Source organism: Caproicibacterium sp. BJN0003 (assembly GCF_026314295.1).
Taxonomy (GTDB): Bacteria; Bacillota; Clostridia; order Oscillospirales; family Acutalibacteraceae; genus Caproicibacterium.
In genome coordinates this window covers 2,122,095-2,138,573 of the sequence record NZ_CP111108.1, presented here as the reverse complement: position 1 = coordinate 2,138,573, position 16,479 = coordinate 2,122,095, and the positions used below count along the sequence as shown (strand labels likewise).

General features: G+C 43.4%; 15 protein-coding genes and 1 tRNA gene. 12 read left to right on the top strand and 4 right to left on the bottom strand.

Annotated features, from left to right (window positions below; all coding sequences use genetic code 11):
* Positions 1-22: 22 nt before the first annotated feature.
* The 5 genes from OP489_RS10700 (at position 23) to hypD (ending at position 7,734) form a co-directional block, all read left to right on the top strand.
* Entirely contained in the window at positions 23-1,240 is a 1,218-nt protein-coding gene (locus OP489_RS10700) for an amidohydrolase family protein (protein WP_266161969.1), read from the top strand.
* Positions 1,241-1,291: 51 nt separating this feature from the next.
* The gene (locus OP489_RS10695) at positions 1,292-2,356 is read left to right on the top strand and encodes a M24 family metallopeptidase (RefSeq protein WP_266161968.1); all 1,065 of its coding nucleotides are present in this window, start codon (positions 1,292-1,294) and stop codon (positions 2,354-2,356) included.
* Between the two features lie 377 nt (positions 2,357-2,733).
* Positions 2,734-4,281, top strand: coding sequence for an L-glutamate gamma-semialdehyde dehydrogenase (gene pruA, locus OP489_RS10690; RefSeq protein WP_266161967.1), 1,548 nt, complete (start codon positions 2,734-2,736; stop codon positions 4,279-4,281).
* Between the two features lie 180 nt (positions 4,282-4,461).
* Positions 4,462-5,241 carry a glycyl-radical enzyme activating protein gene (locus tag OP489_RS10685; RefSeq protein ID WP_266163531.1) on the top strand — a complete coding sequence of 260 codons (780 nt, stop codon included), beginning with the start codon at positions 4,462-4,464 and terminating at the stop codon, positions 5,239-5,241.
* Positions 5,242-5,292: 51 nt separating this feature from the next.
* The gene (gene hypD, locus OP489_RS10680; protein WP_266161966.1) at positions 5,293-7,734 is read left to right on the top strand and encodes a trans-4-hydroxy-L-proline dehydratase; all 2,442 of its coding nucleotides are present in this window, start codon (positions 5,293-5,295) and stop codon (positions 7,732-7,734) included.
* A gap of 102 nt (positions 7,735-7,836) precedes the next feature.
* Here the strand turns inward: hypD and OP489_RS10675 are convergent, their stop codons facing one another.
* Together OP489_RS10675 and OP489_RS10670 are read right to left on the bottom strand one after the other, a co-directional pair.
* Positions 7,837-8,436: a helix-turn-helix domain-containing protein gene (locus OP489_RS10675; RefSeq protein WP_266161965.1), complete on the bottom strand. Its 600-nt coding sequence runs from the start codon at positions 8,434-8,436 to the stop codon at positions 7,837-7,839.
* A 279-nt stretch (positions 8,437-8,715) separates the two neighbouring features.
* Positions 8,716-8,792: transfer RNA gene (locus OP489_RS10670), tRNA-Val, on the bottom strand.
* 149 nt (positions 8,793-8,941) lie between these two features.
* On the opposite strand from OP489_RS10670, the gene OP489_RS10665 reads away from it, so the two are divergent.
* From OP489_RS10665 to OP489_RS10650, 4 genes are all read left to right on the top strand, one after another.
* Positions 8,942-9,799: a patatin-like phospholipase family protein gene (locus tag OP489_RS10665; protein WP_266161964.1), complete on the top strand. Its 858-nt coding sequence runs from the start codon at positions 8,942-8,944 to the stop codon at positions 9,797-9,799.
* Positions 9,800-9,921: 122 nt separating this feature from the next.
* Positions 9,922-10,803: a metal ABC transporter substrate-binding protein gene (locus OP489_RS10660; RefSeq protein ID WP_266161963.1), complete on the top strand. Its 882-nt coding sequence runs from the start codon at positions 9,922-9,924 to the stop codon at positions 10,801-10,803.
* On the top strand, positions 10,800-11,552 hold the full coding sequence (locus OP489_RS10655; RefSeq protein WP_266161962.1) for a metal ABC transporter ATP-binding protein: 753 nt from the start codon (positions 10,800-10,802) through the stop codon (positions 11,550-11,552). The genes OP489_RS10660 and OP489_RS10655 overlap by 4 nt, the downstream gene beginning before the upstream one ends.
* A 2-nt stretch (positions 11,553-11,554) precedes the next feature.
* The gene (locus OP489_RS10650) at positions 11,555-12,406 is read left to right on the top strand and encodes a metal ABC transporter permease (RefSeq protein ID WP_266161961.1); all 852 of its coding nucleotides are present in this window, start codon (positions 11,555-11,557) and stop codon (positions 12,404-12,406) included.
* A gap of 145 nt (positions 12,407-12,551) precedes the next feature.
* On the opposite strand, the gene OP489_RS10645 is transcribed toward OP489_RS10650, so the two are convergent.
* Positions 12,552-12,980: an Hsp20/alpha crystallin family protein gene (locus tag OP489_RS10645; protein ID WP_266161958.1), complete on the bottom strand. Its 429-nt coding sequence runs from the start codon at positions 12,978-12,980 to the stop codon at positions 12,552-12,554.
* Between the two features lie 241 nt (positions 12,981-13,221).
* Here OP489_RS10645 and deoC point away from each other — a divergent pair, with 241 nt between their 5' ends.
* The 3 genes from deoC to OP489_RS10630 are packed head-to-tail and all read left to right on the top strand — an operon-like array spanning position 13,222 to position 15,656.
* Complete coding sequence (deoC, locus tag OP489_RS10640) at positions 13,222-13,890, top strand: deoxyribose-phosphate aldolase (RefSeq protein WP_266161956.1); 669 nt, start codon at positions 13,222-13,224, stop codon at positions 13,888-13,890.
* A gap of 15 nt (positions 13,891-13,905) precedes the next feature.
* Complete coding sequence (gene cdd, locus OP489_RS10635; RefSeq protein WP_266161954.1) at positions 13,906-14,328, top strand: cytidine deaminase; 423 nt, start codon at positions 13,906-13,908, stop codon at positions 14,326-14,328.
* Positions 14,325-15,656, top strand: a complete 1,332-nt coding sequence (locus OP489_RS10630; RefSeq protein ID WP_266161953.1) for a pyrimidine-nucleoside phosphorylase — start codon at positions 14,325-14,327, stop codon at positions 15,654-15,656. Before cdd ends, OP489_RS10630 begins: the two co-directional genes overlap by 4 nt.
* A 157-nt stretch (positions 15,657-15,813) precedes the next feature.
* On the opposite strand, the gene OP489_RS10625 is transcribed toward OP489_RS10630, so the two are convergent.
* The gene (locus OP489_RS10625; RefSeq protein WP_266161952.1) at positions 15,814-16,338 is read right to left on the bottom strand and encodes a peptidylprolyl isomerase; all 525 of its coding nucleotides are present in this window, start codon (positions 16,336-16,338) and stop codon (positions 15,814-15,816) included.
* Positions 16,339-16,479 lie beyond the last annotated feature (141 nt).

The following is a 16,479-nucleotide window of genomic DNA, read 5'->3' as shown; positions in this document are numbered from 1 at the left end:
AATTTCGTAAGGAGGTTTTATCATGATTATTCAGGCTAAACATTTGGTTACTGGCGATGGAAAAACTTCGCTTCAGAATGCGGCAATCAAGATTCAAAACGGAAAAATCTGTGACATGGGACCCGCATCCCAGGTGAAAGAGCAGAATCCCGGGGAGAAAGTGATTGATTACGGTGAAGCGACCATTTTGCCGGGCTTGTTCGACATGCATGAGCACATGGGATACTATTTCAGCCAGCCGAATCAACAAGAATATGATGATTTTCTCATTGCCTATTATGCTCAAAAACAGGCGTCATTGGCACTTTCAAAAGGAGTTACCACGGTCCGTGATCTTGGTGCGGCTCCCCATGGCCTTTTAAAACGTCTGCGCATGGCATCACAGCTTGGATATCTAAAAGCTCCCCGCATTATTCATGCGGATTCCGGAATCTGCATGACGGGAGGGCATGGGCATGAAGACGGCGAGGAAGAAGTGGACGGTCCGTGGAATCTCCGGTCTGTGATTCGGCGGCAGCTGCGCGATGGAGCTGATTGGATTAAGATCCTTACCAGCAACCGTACAGATGTGCCTGAGTTTACGCAGGAGGAATTGAATGCCGCTGTTGACGAATGCCATCGCCGCAATGTGAAGACCGCGGTTCACGCCGGTACTCCTATTGCCATTCAGATGTGCATTGATGCCGGATTTGATACCATTGAGCATGGAACCTTTATGACGTTGGCTCAGGCAGAACAGATGGTGAAAAACGGCCAGGCTTGGACGCCAACCATTACAGCTTACACTTATCTCTATGAGTTCTGCGAGCGTCAGCTGAAAGAAAACAAATCAAATTCCGATAATCCGATCGCTGCACGCGCAATGCATGATATCGCTTATTTTAAGCCAGCAGCCTTTGCTTACCGGGATAATTTCAAAAAGTTTTATGATACAGGCATTACGGTTCTTGCCGGCACCGACATGGTTTTGTACGGTGCTCCTCCACTGCCGATTGACCTCGAACTTGGTTATATGGTTCAGTATGGAATCACACCTCTTCAGGCAATCCAGACGGCAACTGCCAATCCTGCGCGGGTTTTGGGACTGAGCAATGTTACCGGAAAGCTTGAGAAAGGCCTTGAAGCGGATGTCCTTGTTGTCAAAGGTGACGCATCTGTGGATATTACCGCTCTGAGCCATGTTTTAAGTGTTTACCTTGGAGGAGAAAAGGTTGTTGAGAACCCCAGCATAGACAGCTAAAGCTGCAAAGCAGATATCAATATACATAATAGATGAAAGGAAGCTGGAATTATGGTCGAAAAGCTGCTTGCGTACATGGAAAAGAATGGGCTGGACGGATTTTTCTTTGCAAAAAGGGAAAATGTTCGCTATATTAGCGAGTTTACAGGAGCGGATTCCTACTTATTTATCACAAAAGAGAAACAATATTTTTTGACCGATCTGCGCTATACCGAACAAGCCAGCATAGAATGCCCCAATTTTGAAATTTATGTTTGGCGTAAGCCAGGCAAGTCACTAGGCGATGCAGTGGAGTTTTTAAGTGAAAAGCATGGGCTGAAACACATTGGATTCGAAGCAGACGGCCTCAATTACGGGCAGTATCTGGAATTCAGCAAGGTAGTTAAGACGGAGCTGGTTCCTACAACTGATGTAGTAGAAAAAATGCGCTCAATTAAAACTCCTCAGGAGATTCAGTATCAGCGTGTTGCCTGTGACATTTCGTGCCGTGTATTTGAACGCCTGCTCAAAGACATCCGTGTCGGAGTCACGGAAAAGGAATTGGCTGCTAAACTTTCACTGTACATGGTGTTGGAAGGTGCCGACACACAGCCTTATGGAAACATCCTAATTTCCGGCGCAAGAACTTCTTTGCTGCATGGAATTCCGTCAGAAAAGGCTGTGGAATACGGTGACTTTGTTTTGATGGATTTTGGCTGTCAATATAAGGGCTATATGTCCGACATGACAAGAACTGTAATTGTTGGAAAGCCAGACGCCAAGCAGCGTGAAGTGTACGCTTTGGAAAAACGGATGGTAGAAGATGCGCTCGCAGAGATGAAAGCCGGGGTTCCTGTCAAGGATGTATACAAGGCTTCCATTCGTGCCATCGAAAACACTGAATACCTGCCTTATCATTACACTGGAATCGGCCATGGAGTTGGCCTTTTTGTTCATGAGATGCCATTTATGGGTCCAAATTATGAAACAGTGCTTGAGGAAGGAAACGTCCGGACGATTGAACCGGGAATTTATATTCCAAACTGGGGCGGCGTTCGCATTGAAGATCAGATTTTGATTACTAAAGACGGCTATGAGAACATGATTAGTACAACACATGAGTTGATCGAGCTGTAGTTTTTAATCTATGGCGGTTTGACTTGTACTTGTTGAAGGAAGCAACGCTTCCCTAAAGCCGGTATAAAGAAATAAAGAGCCCCGAAACAGAACCGTTTCGTGGCTCTTTAATATTAGAAGTGATGCGGTGCGTGGAAAAGCGAAAGCTGGAAACGGAAACATATTTTAATGGAAACCCATTATAAAAATATTTTCGTAAAATTAAATAGAAAAAAGCAAAAAAATATTTTTTCACATATTGCATCTCTTAACATACTATATTATAATGAATGTGAAATTTGATGATAATAAATTCATTTTAATGAAATTATTGTGATCTCTTTCAATTACCTTTATGAATGTACAATTAACGATCATCTAGAGAAGGAGTGTTTTTAATGAAGTTCACATTTGTCAATGAAGTGGAAAAAGATTTTGCATTGCCTGAAAATAAGGCTGCAATGGAAAACGCCCTGAAAAAAGTCAAATCGCAGGAGGGGATTCGCTGCCCTCTGATTATTAATGGAAAAGAAATCTTTACAGACGATGTCATCACTTCCATCAATCCTTCCAAAAAAGCGGAAGTGATTGGGTATGCAGCAAAGGGAACTACGGAACATGCCAATCAGGCGGTTGAAAGTGCAGTGAAAGCTTTTGAAACTTGGAAATATACCTCTGTGGAGCAGCGTGTTTCTTATGTTCAGAAAATTATAAAGCTGTTCCAGGAGCGCCGCATGGAAATTAACGCATGGATGATTGAAGAGAGCGGCAAAAATTGGGGCGAAGCAGACGGCGAAGTCTGTGAGGCGATTGACTTTCTTAATGCTGATATCAAATCTATTTTGGAACTTGACAAAGGTCTCGATGTGCTGCAAAGCAGCGATGAAAAGCGTGTTTGTAAGTATATTCCAATTGGTGCAGGTGTTGCAGTGACCCCATGGAATTTCCCGTTCTCGTTGATGGTTGGAATGGTCGGCGGCGCGATTATCACCGGAAATACGATTACAATGAAACCTGCGAGCGATACGCCGATTGTAGCCTATCAGTTTATGAGAATTCTTCAGGACAGCGGGCTTCCCAATGGGGTTGTCAATTTCCTGCCGGGCTCCGGTTCTGTTTTGGGTGAAGCTCTTGTGAAGCATCCGAAAACCCGGTTTATCGATTTTACAGGCTCCAAGGAAGTTGGATTGCATATTAACCAAATGGCCGCGGAAATGAGTGAAGGACAAATCTGGATTAAGCGCGTTATTGCAGAGATGGGCGGCAAGAATGGAATTATTGTCGATGATTCAGCAGATCTGGATCAAGCCGCCGAGGGAATTGTCAATTCAGCATTTTCTTTCCAGGGACAAAAGTGCTCCGCATGTTCGCGTGCGATTGTGCTGGACAAAGTTTATGACAAACTGGTGCAAAAATTGGTGGAGAAGACCAGCGAGCTTCAGCAGGGACCCGGATGTGAAAATATGCCGATGGGGCCGGTCATCAGTCAGAAAGCATACAACGGGATTGTCAAGTATATCGAGATCGGAAAAAAGGAAGGCAAGCTAGTTTGTGGCGGTACATATGATGACCGCGAAGGCTTTTATATTCAGCCAACTATTATCAAAGATATTAAACCGACTGATCGGATTGCGCAGGAAGAAATCTTCGGGCCAGTTCTGGCTGTCATTAAAGTATCGAATTACGAAGAAGCAATGCAGGTCGCAAATGGAACCATGTATGGGCTGACGGGCGCTGTGTATTCAAAAAATAAGGAACACCTTGAGGAAGCGGCAGAAAAGTTTGATGTTGGAAACCTTTATTTCAACCGGAAATGCACAGCTGCCGTTGTACAGCAGAATCCATTTGGTGGTTTTAATATGTCTGGTACCGATGCAAAGACAGGAACAAAAGATTATCTGCAGAATTTCATGCAGTTGAAATCTGTAACGGAGTTTATCGGATAGTATTCGTGTGAGGATTGACTGCCACGGTGTTCTGCACCGTGGCTTTCTCTTCTAATCAGATAACAACCAATCTTAATGGCTCATTGAAGTTGCACCAATGAATTTCAACAGGATCAGATTTTTACTAACAAAACGGCTCAATAAAACAACTTTTGAGCGATTAAAGGAGGTTCTGTGGCAATGAATACGCCCTGCATATTTAACATTCAGAAATTTTCCATTCACGACGGACCTGGTATTCGAACAACTATTTTCTTTAAAGGCTGTCCGCTGCGCTGTTTATGGTGTCACAATCCAGAAGGCCAGAGATACCAGGTGGAACCCATGCTTGATAAAGACGAAAAAAAAGAACAGATCGGGCAGTACTACTCGATTCCCGAACTTGTGAAGCAGGTTCAGGCAGATCAAATATTCTATGATCAATCTGGGGGAGGCGTCACGCTTTCAGGTGGTGAGGTGATGACTCAGGATATGGATTATGTGGAAACATTATGCAGAGAACTACAAAGGGTTGGTATTTCCGTAGTAATTGATACCTGCGGATATGCACCCAAGGAAAATTTTGCCCGCATTCTTCCTTATACAGATTTATTTCTTTATGATTTAAAATGTATTGACTCTCTGCGGCATGAAAAATATGTTGGGGTACCCAATCAATTGATTTTAGACAATCTCAAATATTTAAGCGATCAAGGGGCACGGATCGATTTACGGTTGATTTTGGTAGATGGTGTCAATACAAGCGATGAGTTAATTCATGGAATTTGGCAGTGGCTGCAAGAGCAGGCAATCGCCGTTGAAAGAATCACTTTATTGCCATACCATGATTTTGGCAGAGATAAATATAAAAAGCTTGGGCGATATTGCACACAGAATTTTGAGAAACCTAACGAAAAGACCGTGGAAAAAATTCAGTCTTTTTTCAAAAGTGCCGGTTATTGCGTAAATATCGGCGGATAACGGCTCAATCAGTCCAAATAAAATAAAAACCATGAAAGGGAGGTTGTTATCATGGCTGTGACAAAAACAAATAGTTCTGTTGCGGTAGCAGTAAAGCCAAGGTCGGATAAGGCGGAAAGGACCCGCAGGGGTTCTACCGAGCGTATTCGTCGGCTGCGGCAGATCAGCGTACAGAGCAAACCATGCATTTCGATGGAACGTGCGGTTTTGCTCACGGAGGCATATAAGAAATATGAAGGAAGCGTTTCTGTTCCGGTCCTTCGGGGGCTAGCGTTTCTCTATATTATGGAACACCGCACGCTGTACCTTGAAAAAGGTTCCATTATTGTAGGAGAAAAAGGACACAAACCCAGCGCTGCGCCGACTTTTCCGGAACTTTGCTGCCATACTATGCAGGATTTTGATAATATGAATGACCGCAAAAAGGTATTCTTTAAGGTTTCGGAAGAAGATAAGCGTATTCAGAGAGAGGTTATTATACCTTATTGGAAAGACCGCTCTATGATGAGCAAGATTAACAAGCTTTTGCCAGACGAGTGGCATAAGCTGTTTGATGCGGGGCTGTACACTGAATTTTTAATGCAGCGTGGCCCCGGGCACACCGTAGCGGATGGAAAAATTTATAAAAAGGGCTATGCGGATTTCATCGACGACATTCAGAAGCAAATAGACAGTCTGGATTACAATAACGATCTGGAAGCGTTGCATAAGCGTGATGAGCTGGAAGGGATGAAGCTGGTCTGTGAGGGAATGATTCGCATGGGTGAGCGCTATGCAGCCCAGGCGCGTGAAATGGCCCAAACGGAACAGGATCCTCAATGGAAGAAAGAGCTCCTTGAACTGGCTGAGGTCTGTGATGTTGTGCCGAAGTACGCTCCGAAGACGTTCCGCCAGGCAGTGCAGATGTACTGGTTTACCCATATTGGTGTTACAGTGGAGATGAACAACTGGGACGCATATTCTCCCGGAAAGCTGGATCAGCATCTGGAGCCGTTTTACAAGAAAGATATCGAGGAAGGGCGCATTACCCGTGACGATGCTCGCGAAATTCTGGAAAGTCTTTGGATTCAGTTTAATAATCAGCCGGCGCCGCCCAAAGTGGGTATTACGCTGAAAGAAAGTGCCACTTATACTGATTTCTGCAACATCAATACCGGCGCACTGCGTCGGGATGGAACTACCGGTGTTAGTGATGTCAGCTATTTGATCCTCGAAGTGATGGATGAAATGAAGCTGCTTCAGCCCAGTTCCAATGTGCAGATTTCCAAGAAGACCCCTGAAAAATTCCTTCGCGAAGCAGTAAAAATTTCCCGTAAAGGTTGGGGTCAACCTGCTTTTTATAATTCCGATGCGATTATCCAAGAGCTGCTCTTTTTGGGCAAAACATTGGACGACGCTAGAGAAAGCGGAATTGCAAGCGGCTGTGTTGAAACCGTAACCGCCGGAAAAGAAGCTTATGTTTTGACGGGATATCTAAATATCCCGAAGGTATTTGAATTGGTGATGAACCGTGGGTTTGATTCCTATACCGGCAAACAAGTGGCTTTGGATCTAGGAGATTTACGGGAATGCAACTCTTATGAAGAGGTTTATCGTGCGTTTTATAAGCAGCTGAAATATGTAGTCGATGTCAAAATTGCAGGCAATAATGTTATTGAGCGCATGTATATGGAAAACATGCCGGTTCCGCTGCTGTCAGTCATTACCGATGACTGCATTAAGTCCGGAAAAGATTATAATGAGGGTGGTGCCCGTTACAACACAAGCTATATCCAGTGTGTTGGTATCGCTACCATTACGGATACTCTGGCTGTCATAAAAAAGGACGTCTTTGAGGATCATAAGTTTTCTATGGATGAGTTGCTAAAAGCCTGTAAAGCCGACTTTAAAGGCTACGACGATCTGTTTGATATTGTTTACAACAAGACCCCCAAATACGGCAACGACGATGATTATGCGGATTCGATTCTGAAAAATGTAGCTAATGCGTTACAGCAAGTGATTGCGGGGCGTACGACTCCCAAAGGTTCCAAAACCGTTGTGGAATTTCTGCCAACTACCTGCCATGTTTACTTTGGCCAAGTGATGGAGGCAAGTCCAAACGGACGCCACGCTGGTATCCCTCTGCCAGATGGAATTTCTCCTGAAAAAGGAGCCGATCGTAACGGCCCTACCGCGGTCATCAAATCCTGTTCTAAAATCGACCAGCTGAAAACCGGCGGCGCATTGCTGAACCAGAAGTTCACACCCACTTCGATTGCCGGAGAAAAGGGAATTGACAATGTAGCTGCGTTGATTCGCTCCTATTTCGCTTTGGATGGACATCATATTCAATTTAATGTCATTGATAAAGAGACTCTTCTGGACGCTCAGAAGCATCCGGAGGAATACGAAAATTTGATTGTCCGTGTTGCGGGATACAGCGACTATTTCAACAATCTGGATCGTGCACTGCAAGACGAGATTATTAGCCGTACTGAACAGAGCTTCTAATAATTGAAAAACAAAAGGAGCATGCTAACACCACGTTAAGCTGGTGCTGACATGCTCTTTTATTATCTATTTTAGCAAAGCTTTTTTATGAAAATCTTTATATTAGGGAGTGGGTTCGTTTTCCTGGTTACGCAAAGGATTCGGATAATTTATGGTTAGAATTTTTGCAATTCGGTTTGTCCGGTTCGTCCAGTTATGGGGATCCTTTGAATGAATTTGAATCCCGTCACCAGGATAAAGCGAATAGACATTGTCGCCGACAAAAACGGTGACAACTCCCTCCAAAACAAAGATGAATTCTTCTCCAATATGACCGTACAGTTCCAAATTTACCGTGCTGTCGTCATTATCGTCCGAAGGCATCAGTACATACAATCTTGGGAGAATGTTAAAAGATTCCACATTGTTGCTCAGAATGTACTGAAGGATATTTAAGCTGATCTGTCTGCAGGGCAGATCATAGCTGTGAATGATAGGGTCAGAATGACTGATTTTCGGCTCTTGAAAAAAAGTAGAGATATTGACTCCCAACGCATTGGCGATTTTATTTAAAGAATCAATGGCAATATTAGAGATTCCACGTTCCAGCTGAGAAAGAAATCCTACCGAAAGTTCGGTCTTTTCACTCAGTTGTTTTAAAGTCATTTCTTGCTTTTTTCGCAAAGCTTTAACTTTTGCACCAATTGTTACCGTGGGGTTCATTGATACTCTCCTTACATTTAAATACACTATTAAAAATATGATATACTACAATAAGAAAAAAGTCAATCACAGCAAGGAAAAAGCCCAAAAATGATCATTCAATAACTGCTTTAAAGTGCGAACAGTCAGCAACTAGAAAATCCATAGTCTCTTAAGAAACTGCATTCCTATTGAAGTTAGGACTTTTTGAGAAAGGAATATCTCATATTATTTATTAAAAATCAGCAAAATAAAGCCCCGAAAATGGCTTTCTGTCGCCATCCTTCGGGGCTTTTAATATGGTGGACGTTATAGGACTCGAACCTATGACCTTCCGCACGTCAAGCGGATGCTCTAGCCAGCTGAGCTAAACGTCCAAAAATTGAATGCTTATCTATTATATATGATTAGATGAAAAAATGCAAGTCCTATTTTGAGAAAATCGAGGATTGATTGCTTGTATTCTGGCGGAAAATTCGGTATAATAGGAAAAAATCAAAACATTCAGGAATTGGAGGAATCGACCGTGTCAATCGGATTAGTGCTGGAAGGTGGCGGAATGCGTGGCGCTTATACCAGTGGCGTTTTGGATGTCCTTTTGGACGAAGAAATTTTTTTCCCAAAGGTCTATGGCGTTTCAGCAGGAGCTTGTAACGCACTGAGCTATGTTTCCCGACAAAAAGGACGAAATCACCAAATCTTTTCGAAATATGCGACAGATGACCGATATGTGAGCGTAAAGAATCTGCAGGAAAAAGGTTCCCTTTTCGATTTTGATTTTCTTTTCGGTGAGCTTTTTCATGAGCTTATTCCATTTGATTATCAGACTTTCTATCATTCTTCCATGCAGCTTTTTGTGGGTGCAACGGATCTGATGAGCGGGATGGAAGTTTATTATCCGAAAGAATCATTGGATGAATCATTTACCGCAGTAAAAGCTTCCAGTTCATTGCCGTTCCTATCACAGGTTGTAAAATTGGATGGAAAGTTTTTACTTGATGGAGGAATCGCGGCTCCGATTCCGTTGGAACGTTCGATCTTTGATGGAAATCAGTTTCATGTCGTTGTTTTGACGCGTGATTATTCTTATCGCAAAGATTTAAAACCGGATTTTTCCCCTGCAATGCTGCGTACAGTTTACGGACAGTACCCGGGAATGATTTCTACGATGATGGTGCGAGCAGAAACTTATAACAGCGAGCTGCAGGTAGTTCGCCGGCAGGAACAGGCCGGAAATGTACTGGCAATCCGCCCGAGCCGTCCCATTGACATCAGCCGCTATGAAAAAGATCCTCAAAAATTGGAAAGTATTTATCAGCTTGGCGTTCAGGATGCTAAAAAGAAACTCCCTCAGATTTGGGATTTGATGAAACAAGCAAATTAATTCAAAATCCGTTCTGCAAAAGATGCAGAGCGGATTTTTTACACAAGCTTTCGCTGCTTGACTTTTTTAATATTGGATGTTATGATATTAAATGCGAATAGTTTGCATTTAGGAGGCTCCATTTGAAACGGTTATTAGCTTTTTTGCTTTCTGCACTTCTGATTTTTACAATGACAGGATGTGGAAGAAGGGAAGAACATTCGGCAAAATTTCGAATTGTAGCGTCATTTTATCCGATTTATATTATGGCGTTAAACTTAACAGAGAATATTCCGGATGTTGCGGTCGATAATATGGCTGGTCAACAGACGGGGTGTCTGCATGACTATCAACTGCAGTCTTCCGATATGCAGAATCTTTCCAGTGCAGATGTTTTTTTGATTAATGGAGACGGGATGGAAAGCTTTCTCGAAAAAGTTGCGCAGCAGCTGCCGAATCTTGAAATTATTAACAGCAGCAAGGGGATTCAGACGATTCCCGGAGAAGGGAATGAAGAGGCCAATCCACATATTTGGGTAAGCATTTCAAATGCAATTTTACAGGTGGAAAACCTCTCACAGGGGCTGCAAAAGGCAGATCCGGAGCATGCAGCGCAGTATAGCGAAAATGCACATGCGTATGAAGAAAAACTGAAAACACTGCGGGAAGAAATGCATCAAGCAGTTGACCCGCTTCCCAATAAAGCGATTGTGACCTTTCATGAGGCATTTCCTTATTTTGCGGAAGAATTCGGCTTGACGATTGCAAAAGTTGTCAACCGTGAACCGGATAGTCAGCCAAGTGCTAAAGAGCTGGCAGAAACAATTCATATCGTGGAAGAGAGCGGCGTAAAAGCAGTCTTTGCGGAGCCTCAGTATCCAAAATCTGCTGCGGATATTGTTGCAAAGGAAAGTGGGATCAAAGTCTATTCTTTAGATCCGGCCGTGACAGGCGCAAATGATCCAGATGCGTATCTCGATGCGATGCGGTCTAATATGGAAGTTTTAAAGGAGGCCCTATCGTGAACGAGGTGAAGAGAACCACCTGCAAATGCAGCACAGAGATTCGAAACTTAAGTGTGACGAAGCGGGATGGGATTTTATTGCATGATGTCAATCTTGATATTCATCATGGAGAAATTCTTGCGCTGATTGGTAGAAACGGAGCGGGAAAGACGACCCTTTTAAAAGCTCTTTTGGGGCGTATTCCTTATACAGGCTCGATTACATTTCATAATCCGGAAGGGAAATTGCTCTCTCACCCGCATATTGGATATGTGCCGCAGAATATGCTGTTTGACAGAGATACACCAATGACGGTTTTAGATATGCTTTGCGCAAATTTGACACGGTTTCCAGTCTGGCTGGGACATCGAAAGCAACAGCGCCAAAAGGCATTGGAGATACTCAAAAGAGTTGGTGCAAGGGAAAATCTTTTAGATAAACGGCTGGGAACGCTCTCTGGTGGTGAAATGCAGCGGGTATTGCTTGCTTTCGCACTCTATCCAAAACCGGACCTGCTCCTTTTAGATGAGCCGGTTTCGGCAGTTGACCGCATGGGCATTGAGACTTTTTATGACTTGGTAACAGCGATGCGAAAGGAACATGCCATGCCGATTTTGCTGGTGAGCCATGATCTTGCACATGTAGAAAAATACGCGACCTGCGCAGCGCTTTTGGACAAAACAATCATAGTGAGTGGCCTGGTTCATCAGGTCATGCAGACAAATGCTGTTAAGGAAGCGTTTGGATTAAAGTTGGCAGGGGGAAGATGAGCATGGAATGGTTTTATCGTCTGGTTGATACACTTCTGCCGTTTCAATGGACCGAATTTGGTTACATGAAGAATGCACTTTTGGCAATCATTCTGATTACCCCGCTTTTTGGACTTGTGGGGACGATGATTGTCAATAATAAAATGGCATTTTTTAGCGATGCCTTGGGTCATTCTGCATTGACTGGAATTGCGATCGGTGTCATGCTCGGAATTGATAATTATCTGATTTCGATGATGGGTTTTGCACTTTTGTTTGCACTGGGAATTTCTGCGGTGATGCGGAAGGCTTCTTCTTCAGCAGATACTATTATCGGAGTTTTTGCTTCTACCGGTCTTGCTCTGGGAGTGGTTTTGCTTTCGGCTGCCGGAGGATTCGCAAAGTATTCCTCCTATTTAATCGGAGATATTCTTACGGTTCAGCCGGAAGAAATCGGAATGCTTGGAATTTTGCTTTTGGTGATTTTAATCGCTTGGGTGTTGTTTTTTAATCCATTTTTGCTTACCAGTGTGAATGGGGATTTGGCGGCTAGTAAAAATATTCCGGTCGGTGTCATTCAGCAGGTCTTTATGATGATCGTTGCTGTTCTTGTTACGGTATCAATTAAATGGGTTGGGGTACTGATCATCAATTCTTTATTGGTTTTGCCGGCGGCAGCAGCCAGAAATGTTGCAAAATCTATGCGCAGCTATCACGGATTATCGGTTATTTTCTCCGTAGTTTCGGGAATTTCGGGGCTGATCATCAGCTATTACGCTGGGACTGCCGCTGGCGGCACCATTGTTTTGGTTGCAGCGGTGATCTTCTTTGTCAGCTTCTTTTTGGGACGAAGAAGGATGCATGTTTCTGCTTGAAGCTTTTGCTGCCCATGTCCCGTTTTTAACCTTATTAAATAAAAATCAGGCACCATAAAAGAGTTTGTGCTCTTTGTGGTGCCTGATTTTTTATTGTAGGATTATGCTCGCAAAACTATGAAAAACATCGCTGCTTTATAATTAATTAGCGAATTTGAATGGAGCGAGAATCGGATTTCTGCTCATGAACTTTTGGCAGATCCAGATGCAGAACCCCGTTTTGGTAGGAAGCTTCGATCCTCTGCGCATCAATGCCGCTGATGTCGAATGAGCGGCTTACGCTGCCCCAGCTGCGTTCACGGCGGATGTAATGGTTGTTTTCATCTTTTTCTTCATTCTGTTCTTGATGATTTGCGGAAAGGGTCATTCGATCGCCCTCAACGTTAATTTGGATATCTTCTTTTTTGAAACCGGGCATTTCTGCCTCCAAAACGTATTTGTTTCCCTCATCGCGGATATCGGTGCGGCAGGGGAATGCGGCCTTTGAAAGATCCGGGAAAAATTCTCCATCGAAGGGATCCCAGAAGTTGTTTAAAGCCTTACCACGATGTTCAAAAGGAATCAAGTCAAACATAATACATACCTCCAATTAAGAATTTGAATTTTGATTTTTGCCCTCGGGAGCTTTGCTCCTTTGAACAATTCTTATATTACCTGTTAATTGTAACGAATTTGCGCACTAAATATGAACTAATTGTAAATAATTAGCACTTTAATATAAAGAGTGCTAATTTTAAAAAGAATAGACCAAAGACTAAAATTAGTTTATAATATGCTCAGAAAAACTTTTGATTAATAAATAGGAGGGGTATCAGATGCTTTCAAAAGAAGATCAGATCCTTTTATCCCATGTGGATCATACATTGTTAAAACCAGAAACTTCTTGGGAGCAAATTAAAAAGCTCTGTGAGGAAGCGGTTTCTTTTTCGACTGCCAGCGTCTGCATTCCGCCGAGCTTTGTAAAGCGTGCTTCAGAATATCTTCATGGAAAGATTCCCGTCTGTACGGTTATTGGATTTCCAAATGGTTACCATACGACTTCGGTTAAATGCTTTGAGGCCTCTGAGGCGGTTCAAAATGGCGCGGAAGAAATTGATATGGTTGTGAATCTTGGCTGGATCAAAGAAGGCCGTTTTGATTTGGAAGAAGAGGAGATCCGCAGGGTAAAAGAAGCATGCCATGGAAAAATTTTAAAGGTGATCATTGAAACCTGTCTTCTTACAAGAGAAGAAAAAATCAAAATGTGCAAAACGGTGAGTATGGCAGGAGCCGATTTTATTAAGACTAGTACCGGGTTTTCCAGCGGCGGCGCCACTTTTGAAGACGTTGCACTTCTTAGAAAAGAGGTGGCACCAGAGGTGCGCGTAAAAGCTGCAGGGGGGATTTCCACCTTGGAAGATGCACGCCGCTTTTTAGAGCTGGGAGCAGATCGTTTGGGAACCAGTCGTATTGTTCGTCTGATTCAAGACAAAAATACAGATTAAAAAGGAGGTATTTAAATGAAACCTGAGGAGTTGTTAAAAGCAGCGCAGCAGGCTCGTACGAAATCTTATGCACCCTATTCCAACTTTCGGGTAGGTGCAGCGCTTCTCACTTGTGATGGACGTGTTTTTTTGGGTGGGAATATTGAAAGTGCTTCCTATGGCGCAACGATTTGTGCAGAGCGCGCAGCAATCGCGAGTGCAGTCAGTAGTGGTGCAAGAAGCTTTTGTGCCATCGCAATCGTAGGGGGCCCGGCAGAAAAGGAACTTTCTGCTCCATGCCCCCCGTGTGGAATTTGCCTTCAGGTCCTCAGTGAGTTTTGTGGGCCGGATTTTCCAATTTATCTGCAAGGCGAGAAAGGCGAAGTGAAAACCTATTTATTAAAGGAACTTTTACCGGTTGCTTTTCGGGAATCGTCTTTAGGGGGCAAAAAAGAATGAGGATGTATGATATTCTTTTCAAAAAGCGTGACGGAAAAGAATTATCAACGGAAGAGATTCGCTGGTTTATTAAAGGATATGTCTGTGGGGATATTCCGGATTATCAGGCAAGTGCTCTCTGTATGGCAATCTGCATTCGCGGGATGAATCCACGGGAAATCACGGACTTGACTTTAGCAATGGCAGAATCAGGCGATCAGGTGGATCTTTCTCCAATTCAAGGGATTAAGGTGGATAAGCATTCCACCGGCGGAGTCGGCGATAAAACGACGCTGATTATCGCACCCATTGTAGCGTCATTGGGAGTCCATGTGGCAAAAATGAGCGGCCGTGGATTGGGACATACCGGAGGAACTCTTGATAAGTTGGAGAGCATCCCGGGATTTCGGATTGACCTTAACCGGGAGGAATTTTTTCACACAGTGAATACAGCAGGATTCAGTGTGATTGGACAGTCCGGCAATCTGGTTCCGGCAGATAAAAAATTATATGCACTTAGAGACGTCACCGGTACGGTAGAGAGCATTCCTTTAATTGCAAGCTCTATCATGAGTAAAAAGCTGGCCGCCGGAAGCGATTGCATCCTTTTGGATGTCAAAACAGGTTCCGGTGCATTTATGAAGACCAAAGAAGATTCACTGGCTTTAGCAGAGACTATGGTAAAAATCGGCGAAAATGCCGGTAAACGTACGGTGGCATTGATTACAAATATGGATCGGCCATTGGGAAGAAAAATCGGGAATGCTTTAGAAGTGATGGAAGCTTGTGAGACTCTTCATGGGAACGGCCCTGAAGATTTAAAAGAAATTTGTCTTGCGTTATCGGCCAATATGCTTTTTTTGGCGAGAAAAGGCAGCGTGGAAGAATGCCGTGAAATGGCCCAAAAACAGATCCAAAACGGACAGGCTTTCGATGCGCTTTGTAAGATGGTAGAAGCGCAGGGTGGAGACAGCCGCTTTCTTAAAAATCCGGAGAAATTTCCGAAACCAAAAGTGTCTCTTAAAGTTTGTGCGCCTCAAAGCGGCTATCTTTCTAAAATACAGACGGAACAGGTGGGAGAAGCCTGCGTAGAGTTGGGAGCCGGCCGTGAAAAGAAAGAAGATGCGATTGATTACAGTGCAGGGATTACCCTTTGTAAAACAGTAGGAGAAGCGGTTAAACAAGGGGAAACGCTGGCAGTCCTTTCTGCAGAGACAATGGAAAAATGTCATACAGCGGAACTGCTTTTCCGTAAGGCTATCACGATCGAAACAAAGAAACCTTCTCCACAGCCGATGGTTTTCGCGCGCATCTCGAAAAATGGAATTGAAAAATTTCAAAAATCCTGATAAGAGAGGCTTGTAAAAGAGCTTTAAATGACCATTAAAAAAGCGAGTCTGTAACTCTCCTTTTAGAGAAGTTGCAGCTCGCTTTTTATATTAGCTATTAGCAGAAAACTTTGCAATCACTTTGATCGTAAAGTAATCCGATGAGATTGCTTTTTTCTTATCGTTTTCCGGATTTTTCAGGCTGCGGATAGGAGGTGCCGAAGGTTTCGACAGTCACTTCTTCCATGACCTGATCTTCATAGGGACGGTCGCTGTAATCGCGTTTGGAAGCAACAATTTTCTGAGGAATTTCCATCCCTTCGATCACTTTTCCGAAGGCCGCATACTGTCCGTCCAGATGAGGAGCATCTGCTACCATGACAAAGAACTGACTTCCGGCAGAATTAGGCATCATGCTGCGTGCCATGCTCAGGACACCGGGGGTGTGTTTCAGATCGTTCTGAAATCCGTTTTGAGAAAATTCACCTGCAATCGAATATCCAGGGCCACCCATTCCAGAACCTTCCGGGTCGCCGCCTTGAATCATAAATCCAGGAATGACACGATGAAAAATGGTTCCATTATAAAATCCTTTTTGGACAAGACTGATAAAATTATAAACTGTATTTGGGGCAATTTCCGGATAAAGTTCTGCTTTAAAGGTACCCTGATTGGTCTTAAAAGTTACAATTGGATTGCTCATAAGCTGTTCCTCCGTTTATTTTTAATTAAATTAGTATACGCCGTTTTAAAGCTTTTCGCAATGATAATTCCTTTTTAGCGGTTAATCAGAAACTTTCAAAATAAGAAAGAATGATTTTTGTAAAAAATTGTGCTATACTGA

Excerpts from the sequence above, each read along its gene's own strand:
- OP489_RS10700 (WP_266161969.1), top strand. The coding sequence starts at position 23 with ATGATTATTCAGGCTAAACATTTGGTTACTGGCGATGGAAAAACTTCG.
- OP489_RS10695 (WP_266161968.1), top strand. The coding sequence starts at position 1,292 with ATGGTCGAAAAGCTGCTTGCGTACATGGAAAAGAATGGGCTGGACGGA.
- pruA (WP_266161967.1), top strand. The coding sequence starts at position 2,734 with ATGAAGTTCACATTTGTCAATGAAGTGGAAAAAGATTTTGCATTGCCT.
- OP489_RS10685 (WP_266163531.1), top strand. The coding sequence starts at position 4,462 with ATGAATACGCCCTGCATATTTAACATTCAGAAATTTTCCATTCACGAC.
- hypD (WP_266161966.1), top strand. The coding sequence starts at position 5,293 with ATGGCTGTGACAAAAACAAATAGTTCTGTTGCGGTAGCAGTAAAGCCA.
- OP489_RS10675 (WP_266161965.1), bottom strand. The coding sequence starts at position 8,436 with ATGAACCCCACGGTAACAATTGGTGCAAAAGTTAAAGCTTTGCGAAAA.
- OP489_RS10650 (WP_266161961.1), top strand. The coding sequence starts at position 11,555 with ATGGAATGGTTTTATCGTCTGGTTGATACACTTCTGCCGTTTCAATGG.
- OP489_RS10645 (WP_266161958.1), bottom strand. The coding sequence starts at position 12,980 with ATGTTTGACTTGATTCCTTTTGAACATCGTGGTAAGGCTTTAAACAAC.
- deoC (WP_266161956.1), top strand. The coding sequence starts at position 13,222 with ATGCTTTCAAAAGAAGATCAGATCCTTTTATCCCATGTGGATCATACA.
- cdd (WP_266161954.1), top strand. The coding sequence starts at position 13,906 with ATGAAACCTGAGGAGTTGTTAAAAGCAGCGCAGCAGGCTCGTACGAAA.
- OP489_RS10630 (WP_266161953.1), top strand. The coding sequence starts at position 14,325 with ATGAGGATGTATGATATTCTTTTCAAAAAGCGTGACGGAAAAGAATTA.
- OP489_RS10625 (WP_266161952.1), bottom strand. The coding sequence starts at position 16,338 with ATGAGCAATCCAATTGTAACTTTTAAGACCAATCAGGGTACCTTTAAA.